3 pseudogenes are annotated in these 1,652 nt (G+C 63.6%); 1 reads left to right on the top strand and 2 read right to left on the bottom strand.

The annotated features are described in order from the left end of the window. Positions 1-83: pseudogene (locus BLV97_RS21065) on the top strand (IS5/IS1182 family transposase); the annotation flags it as partial. A 339-nt stretch (positions 84-422) separates the two neighbouring features. On the opposite strand, the pseudogene BLV97_RS20605 reads toward BLV97_RS21065, so the two are convergent. Together BLV97_RS20605 and BLV97_RS21070 are read right to left on the bottom strand one after the other, a co-directional pair. Continuing rightward, positions 423-1,216 (bottom strand): annotated as a pseudogene (locus tag BLV97_RS20605) (ATP-binding protein); the annotation flags it as partial. After that, a pseudogene (locus BLV97_RS21070) lies at positions 1,213-1,389 on the bottom strand (IS21 family transposase); the annotation flags it as partial. The pseudogenes BLV97_RS20605 and BLV97_RS21070, both read right to left, overlap by 4 nt. Between the last annotated feature and the right edge of the window lie 263 nt (positions 1,390-1,652).

Below are 1,652 nucleotides of genomic sequence, written 5' to 3' on the forward strand. Positions count from 1 at the left end.
GTGTCGCAACACGATACGATAGATGTCCGAAGGTCTTCCTCTCAGCCATCGCCCTTGCCGCAACTGTCATCTATTGGCTATGAGTCCTCACCCTAGTCAGTTTGCATGAGCAGACCTGAGCCCCCAGTGTCAATCGGCTTGGAATGGGCCCCCCTCATCGGCGTCCCAAGGGGGGACCCCTCTGGCGGCGCGGTATCAGGGCCGTGGCGGCGTAGCTTTCCAGTTTGCGTAGCTGCCACGGGTCTGCGGTTCAGCTTGGTTCCGGCCGGTTTGTTCATGTCGAGCTTCTGCCGGGCGTGTTCACGGTCGTTGCCGCGTGGATGCTCGATCCGGCGGCCTACGCGGGATGGATCTTGGCACGGCGCGTGTGTCGCTTGCGGCGCTTTCGGATCTCGATGAGCTGCTGAGTCGGCGCGGCCTTCGCCGGTGAGACGTTCGGAGCCGAAGGTCTCGGTCCATTCGTCGAAGGGCAGATTGCTGGTGATCAGCGTGGCGCCGCGCTCGTAGCGTTGCGAGATCAGTTCGAACAGCAGCTCGGCGCCGGTTTTGCTCAGCGGCACGAAGCCCAACTCGTCGATGATCAGTAGCTTGTATCCGACCATCTGTTTTTGCAGGCGTAGCAGGCGCCGCTCGTCGCGGGCCTCCATCAACTCGTGGAGTGAGCCAATGGAACGCCAATGGTCCGAGAGACATTGGCGAACGGCGGCGGCGGTGGTGAAACCGACGGAAAGGCCCTTCTGGCAAGCCGCCAGCCCGAGGCCCAGGGCGATATGGGTCTTGCCGGTGGTGAGCCATGTCGCGCCAATGGTCCGAGCGACAATGGCGAACCGGGCCGAGGGCAATGACATTCTCGCGCCGCTCGATCCATTCCCCGCGGGCGAGTTCCAGCACCTGCATCTTGTTGAGCTTGGGGATCGCCTTGAAGTCGAAGCTGTCGAGGCTTTTGGTCGCCGGGAACTTCGCCGCGTTCTGCGCCTTCAAATGGTCCCCCGGACCATTTGATCCGCTGGCGCGGACCAGCTTGAACTGCGGCGCTCGACCATCCGCCGTTCGCGGTCGATCAGTTCGAGTTCCACCAGTCGGGCCAGGAAGCGGACATGGTCCTGCCCCTCCGCGGCGCACTGGCGCGCGAGCTTGTCGTATTCCCTCGAGGCAAGGTCGGCAGCTTCAGCGTCTTCAGATGATGGGCGAGCAGGAGATCGGGCGCGTCGGTCATCGGGCCTCCTCCGAGATCAGGCACATGTAGCTGGCCGTCGAGATCTTTCCGACCTCGGCGCGTGGCAGGTAGGGATAGACATCGGGGTCGAGTTTCGGCGGACGCTTTTCGACCCGGCACAGCACCAAGTGCTTGATGGCGGCGAAGCCGATGGCCCCCAGGCGCAGGGCCTTAAGCCGAGATTCACCGCATGACCTGCCTCAGTACAACCGTTTCGCTGATCCGGTCATTCGTACGTTCTGCAGGCTTCTGCGCACCCCTTCAGCCGGGCGAATTGAACTTGCTGACGACATTTGCGATGAGCGCGCGCAGCCAGGCATGGCCCTGATCTCGGCGCAGGTGCGGGTGCCAAGCGATCTGGCTCGGAAAGGTGCCGAGGTCGACCGGCACGGCGGCGTTGCGCAGGCCGTAAGGCCCGGCCGTCATCGTGGCCACC

Source organism: Allgaiera indica, from assembly GCF_900106675.1.
In the GTDB taxonomy this organism is placed as follows: Bacteria; Pseudomonadota; Alphaproteobacteria; order Rhodobacterales; family Rhodobacteraceae; genus Acidimangrovimonas; species Acidimangrovimonas indica.